Source organism: Nocardioides daeguensis, from assembly GCF_019192965.1.
In the GTDB taxonomy this organism is placed as follows: domain Bacteria; phylum Actinomycetota; class Actinomycetes; order Propionibacteriales; family Nocardioidaceae; genus Nocardioides; species Nocardioides daeguensis.
Genome location: NZ_JAHTKU010000032.1, coordinates 1 through 5560, shown reverse-complemented (window position 1 = coordinate 5560; position 5560 = coordinate 1). Strand labels below are relative to the sequence as shown.

Sequence of the window (5560 nt, the reverse complement as noted above, 5' to 3'; positions counted from 1 at the left end):
CCGCGCGGTCAGCACGCCGAGCAGCAGCGGCCTTCTTGTAGTCCGGTCGCCCGGTCCCTTCGGTCACAGCAGTCATCATCGTTCCTTTGCTGAGACCGACCCCTTACACAGACCATCTGACACCCCCCAACGAGGCGTACAACATCCTGACCGGCGAGGTCATGGAGTCAGGACTCGATGAGGAAACCACCAAGCTGCTGGAAGGCATCGTCACCGAGGGCTACAACGGCTGGACCAAAAGCATCGACGTCAAGCTGACGAAGAGCTACCTGGAGGACTTGTCGAAGGCTGGCGCATACGACCGCGACCTTGTTCTGGCCTACGCCCGGCAGGTGAAGCACGAGGCGAGCATCGAGCGGCTCGTGAAGATCTTGGATGACTTCGAGAAGAACCTGCCGAGCGCGGCGGCGCCCAGGCGGCTGGTGTTGTAGGCGACCGAGCAGTTCGTCACTCGGCAACTTCCGGCGGGAGCTTCCACCCTCCCTCCGAGCAAGCCCCGACCAACTACTCCCGCATCCGACCGGCTCAAACGACCGAGCATTTCAATCGACTCACATCGGTGAAACGCGTCACGACCGTTGCACCCCACGAGGAGCAGGAAGGCCTCCGTCCTGCGTTTCCACAGCTCTGATGCCTTTCTAGAGCCGCCTGTCCGTATCGAACCGACGTCCTAATCTTCTGGATCAAGGTGCGAAGTTGTTCGCGCCCCGAGGTCACCGCTGGAATCCTTCGCGAGGTCGAGGAACATGTTGATGGCGTCAGCGACGACCTCGTGACGGCCGGGGAGAGCGTGGGAGTACTCCCGAAGGGTGGTGGAGGCGTCGCCGTGGCCGAGGCGGTCCTGGGCCTCGAGGATCTTGCCCTGGGAGACTAGGAACGTCGCGACCGTATGCCGCAGCCGGTGCAGTGTCGCGGTCGGGACACCGGCGGCGTCACGGAGGTCTTCAAAGCGATGACCCAGCGCCTCCGTGCCGAGACGACGCTGGTGGCTCGCGTCAGCGCTGAATAGCCACGGTCCCAGACGCACCGCCGCACGGCCGTCGCGCATCACTTCCCGCGCGAAGCCACCGACGTCGGCGTAGCGACGGCTCCAGTCGTCGTGGAGGCGATGCCACAACGCGGCGGTGTCGGCGCCCAGGGCGAGGCTCCGGCCGCGCCCGGACTTCGGAGTCGTGAGCTGTCCGGCGGACACGGCGCGTTGAATGTGCAGCACTCGTCCGGTCAGGTCGCCGAACCGCAGCGCGGCCAGCTCGCCGCGACGCGCGCCGCTGTCGGCTGCCAGGCGCACCAGGAGGAGGTCCTGTTCGGCAACCCGGAGGCGGCGCCAGGCCGCGGAGCTCGCGACGGCAGCGGCCGTGCGTGCCGCGGCGCTGGCAGGGTCGGCGGGCGCTGCCGTGGTTGTGCTTCGTGGGAGGTTGGCCTGGGCTTCGAGGACCCGGATCTCGGCGGTCAGCAGCAGGGCTCGGACTTCGTCGCCGCTCAGGGCTTGGCGGGGTGAGGCGCGGTGTGGTCCGCGCATCAGCCGCAGCGGGTGGGTGTCGAGGAGCCGTTCGTTGTAGGCCCAGGTCAGGCAGGCCCGCAGGGCACGGAACCGGGCGGCCAGGACGGCGTCGGATGAGCCGGCGGTCTGCCACGCCGCGAGCCGCTGCCGGATCTCGTGGGGCGACAGGGCTGCGGCGGGCCGTTGCGCGAGGGGGTCGCGGGACAGGGCGCGGGCATTCGAGATGTAGCCGACGTAGGTCGAGGGTTTCCAGGGATGGTCGGCGGCCAGCCAGGCTTGGAGCAGGTAGTCGACGGTGACCCGGTCGGGTGGCGGCACCACTGGGCGGCCGGCGGCCAGGAGCCGGATTCGGGTGGCGGTGGCGTCGGCCTCGGTGCCGTGCACGGTGACCGAGAGGTGTCGGGTCCTTCCGGTGGTCGGGTCGACGTCGGCGGGGACCCGGACCTCCCACGTCCCGGGCCGGCGTTCGCGTTGGGTGCCGTCCCCACGCCGGCGTCGATGCGGGCCAAGAGCGCCCGCGACGGCCAACGGCGAAGCATCAGGACCTGATGGAGAAGCGAGATCGGTGGTCATCTGGCCACGATGCGCCCGCGTCCTCGGTGGATCAACCGGATCAGGTGTCGCTGACGACGAGATCGTTAATGGGATCCGCAATGGGACAACGGGACGACTGTCCCGATCCGGTGCAGGCCAACCCGGCGTTGACCTGCGCAAACTGTTGCGCGCCTGTAGGGATTCGAACCCCAAACCTTCTGATCCGTATCAGATGGGGTGACCGGCGCCGACCCGGCGCGCCCACGGCCGACACCTCGATATCCTCAAAGTAGCAGGTCAGAGCGCCGTTCACCGGCCTGTCGCCTTCAGTCGGAGCCGGTCGCGCCGAGCCGTACATGCTCTTCGGGGCCGACTTGAATGAGCCGATGTTGAGCCGGACCAAAGGGGGTCTGCTGCACGGACTGGTGACAGTCTCGGTTAGGCCGCCTGGGTGGCGGCCGGTGTCATGATCAGCTCGTATTCGACGGGGGTCAACCGGCCGAGAGCGGCCTGCCTGCGGCGTCGGTGGTAGGTCCTCTCGATCCAGGTCACGATCGCTATCCGCAGCTCCTCGCGGGTGTTCCAGGTCCGCCGGTCGAGGACGTTCTTCTGCAGCAGCGAGAAGAACGACTCCATCGCGGCGTTGTCGCCGGCCGCGCCGACTCGACCCATCGAGCCGACCATGTCGTGACGGTTGAGCTGGTGGACCAGCTTCCTGGATCGAAATTGCGACCCACGGTCGGTGTGCAGCACGCAGCCGGCCACGTCCACGCCTTCGGCGTTGCGGCGCGCGACGGCGTTGTCGAGCGCAGCGACCGCGATCCTCGACTTCATCCGTGAGTCGATCGAGTAGCCGACGATCCGGTTGGAGTAGACGTCCTTGATCGCGCAGAGATAGAGCTTGCCTTCGCGGGTCCAGTGCTCGGTGATGTCGCTGAGCCACAACGTGTTCGGAGCATCGGCGGTGAAGTCCCGTTCCACCAGGTCGTCGTGGACAGGCGGGCCCGGCTTCTTGCCGTTGCGGCCGCGCTTCTTCCCGAACACCGACCACCAGCCGAGGTCGGAGCAGATGCGCCATGCGGTCCGCTCCGCCATCGGCTCACCGGCTTCGCGGGCTTCGTCGAGGAGGAACCGGTAGCCGAACTCGGGGTCGTCGCGGTGGGCGTCGAACAACGCGTTGGCCCGGTAGGCCGCCGTGAGTTCGGCGTCGGTGACCGGGGCCGCGAGCCAGCGGTAGTAGGGCTGGCGGGCGATCTTGAGGACCCGGCACCTCACCGCGACGGGGATGCCGCCGGCGGCGAGCTCGCGGACGAGCGGGTACATCATCTTCCCGGCAGGTGTGCCTGGGAGAGATACGCCGCTGCGCGGCGGAGGACCTCGTTCTCTAGCTCGAGGAGCTTGATCCGCTTGTTCGCCTCACGCAGCGCTTCGGACTCGTTCGCGGCCTGGGCTGCCGTCGAGGGGTTTGCCGACTTGCGGTCGTCGATGGTGATCCAGCGCTTGAGGCACGACGGCGAGATGCCGAAGTCCTTCGCGACCTGCGCGAGGGAGGCATCGGAGTCGCGGTAGACCCGGATCACGTCCTCGCGAAACTCCTTGGGGAACGCCTTCGGCATGATGCACATCCTTCCAGCGTCGACACACATCGACGCAGATCAGATGTCACCTATCCGTGCAGCAGACCCACTTGGCCGTTCCGCTCCCGCGGCGCGCAGTCAACGGCGCGCGAACTTCACGGTCCGTACCTCGCTCGGACGTCAGCGTTCAAGCGACGAAACGGAACGTCGATGACCACTGTAGCCTGGGCCGCGGTCAGGCCGAGGCGCTCGATGAGGAGCTCCATGAAGTCCTCTTGGTCGACGGCTTCGATGGCCAGGTCGACCACGTCTCGCGGCCGTTCGTAGACCGCTTGAAGCGCGCTTCTCACGTCATCTTGGCTGACGTTCATCGACCTATCCTCCGTAGTAGAACGCATCGAACTGGTTGTTGTTGATAGCGACCTTCCTGGCGCGACGGGTCTGAATCTTCCACGAGGCAGTGTGGGCACCCCACCGCCCGCTGTAGACCTGCTCGACGTAGTACCAGGCGCCAATTGTGTTCGGGATGTTCTTCTGCGCGCTGCAGCCGAGCATCGTGGAGCCGCCCCCCGTCGTGCAATCGAAGGTGCCCACGTTGCTGTCGGGCAAGTTGTTGATGTCTTGCATGAGCTTCGCCTTGTGGCCGCTGAAGTACACAAGTGGACCGCTGCCGGGCCACATGGCGATGTAGAGCGACATGTCGTCACTGAAGTAGGTGTTGACGGCGTACTCCTCCTTGAAGTGGCCGTCGGTCACGAATCCGCCCTTCTTGTTGATGTGGCCGTAGTAGATGTTGGTCGGCCGAGTGCCGTGGAGTTCCCAGGCGTAGAGGCCGCTCGCCTTAGGCTCGCCGTTCTTGGACTGCGCCGCGCGGTCGGGTGCGGTCGCCAGCGGAGTCGCGAACGAATCCGCGGTGTTGTCGTCGCCCGCGGCCGGAGTGACCATATCCTCGGGATTGGCCGCGACGGCGTGGGTGAGGTCAGTGACAATCTCAGAAAGGTCGAGGTCGATCTGCGTGACCGCAGACGTGAGGATGCCCAGGATCTTTGTCGGCGTCGCCGGCGCCAAGACCGCGTCGGGCAGCGCGATGATCTTCATCAGCAGGTCGATTGCGCCACCGACGGTGTTGCCCTCTCCCAGCAGGAAGCTGGCGAGAGCATTCGCAGTGACACTGCTGCCGGCATAGCCGAACCATCCTGCGGTGTCTTCCTCAACGGGCTCGGTCGGCGTGGGTTCTTCGGTCGGCGTGGGTTCCTCGGTTGCCTGCGCGGTCGGAGTCGGCTCAGCTGGCTCGGCGCTGGCACTCGCAGCTGCCCAGCTGAAGACCAGCGGCACCAGGCAGAGCGCAAGGATGATCCGTACCTACTTCATCAAGTCCCTCGAATTCTCGAATCGGAGCCAAAGGGCCATCGACGGTCCCCAGCCATGACCCTGGAACTATCGCGGCAAAACTGGTGAGGGCGTGCGGAAAACGCCGAACCTGCGTGGAGAATCCCGCCGGCACGGTCGTCGGCATCGCTCCAGGCCGCGGCCGGAGTCTGGCGCATCGCGGCCGGACGAGTGAGGCCGCGGCGGCGCCGGCGATGGAGTGTGCTCCGCCGCTGCCGGTGGTCCGAACGCCGATCGGGTCGAGCGGACCTTCGCGACGGCCATCGCCAGGCGGCGCAGTTCGCGCAGGTCACCGAGCAGGATCCGCAGACCGCCGAGACTGTCGTCACGGGGTACCGGGACGCTCACGTGTGGCACTGCTCGCTGAGCCTGCCGGCCGAGGACGGGCCGCTCAGCAAGACAGAGCCCCGTGGGGTGGTGGGCTTGAGGTGGTCCTCGGTGCCTACGTGTCGCTGCTCTCGATGGCGGCGACGGGGTCAGTATCGCTGGTCTCGTAGAGCTTCGCCATGGATCCTTCGGACAGGTAGCGGCGGTCGCCCGCGATCCACTCATCGTGCAT

At 66.6% G+C, this 5560-nt stretch carries 5 protein-coding genes and 1 tRNA gene; 1 reads left to right on the top strand and 5 read right to left on the bottom strand.

Translation table 11 applies throughout. The features are described from left to right. Positions 1 to 86: 86 nt before the first annotated feature. The gene (locus tag KU893_RS22330; protein WP_218237008.1) at positions 87 to 431 is read left to right on the top strand and encodes a hypothetical protein; all 345 of its coding nucleotides are present in this window, start codon (positions 87 to 89) and stop codon (positions 429 to 431) included. A gap of 239 nt (positions 432 to 670) precedes the next feature. On the opposite strand, the gene KU893_RS22325 is transcribed toward KU893_RS22330, so the two are convergent. From KU893_RS22325 to KU893_RS22305, 5 genes are all read right to left on the bottom strand, one after another. Further along, positions 671 to 1885, bottom strand: a complete 1215-nt coding sequence (locus KU893_RS22325) for a tyrosine-type recombinase/integrase (protein WP_218237006.1) — start codon at positions 1883 to 1885, stop codon at positions 671 to 673. A 335-nt stretch (positions 1886 to 2220) separates the two neighbouring features. Next, positions 2221 to 2296: transfer RNA gene (locus KU893_RS22320), tRNA-OTHER, on the bottom strand. A 177-nt stretch (positions 2297 to 2473) separates the two neighbouring features. Next, a protein-coding gene (locus KU893_RS22315) for an IS3 family transposase (RefSeq protein WP_218237004.1) occupies positions 2474 to 3651 on the bottom strand; the annotation gives its coding sequence in 2 pieces (ribosomal slippage) (positions 2474 to 3364 and positions 3367 to 3651; 1176 coding nt in all). A 116-nt stretch (positions 3652 to 3767) separates the two neighbouring features. Next, positions 3768 to 3983, bottom strand: a complete 216-nt coding sequence (locus tag KU893_RS22310; protein ID WP_218237002.1) for a hypothetical protein — start codon at positions 3981 to 3983, stop codon at positions 3768 to 3770. A gap of 4 nt (positions 3984 to 3987) precedes the next feature. After that, complete coding sequence (locus tag KU893_RS22305; RefSeq protein ID WP_218237000.1) at positions 3988 to 4947, bottom strand: hypothetical protein; 960 nt, start codon at positions 4945 to 4947, stop codon at positions 3988 to 3990. Positions 4948 to 5560: the final 613 nt, after the last annotated feature.

Bases quoted from the DNA above. Each gene is read 5' to 3' on its own strand.
- KU893_RS22310 (WP_218237002.1), bottom strand. From the start codon at position 3,983: ATGAACGTCAGCCAAGATGACGTGAGAAGCGCGCTTCAAGCGGTCTAC.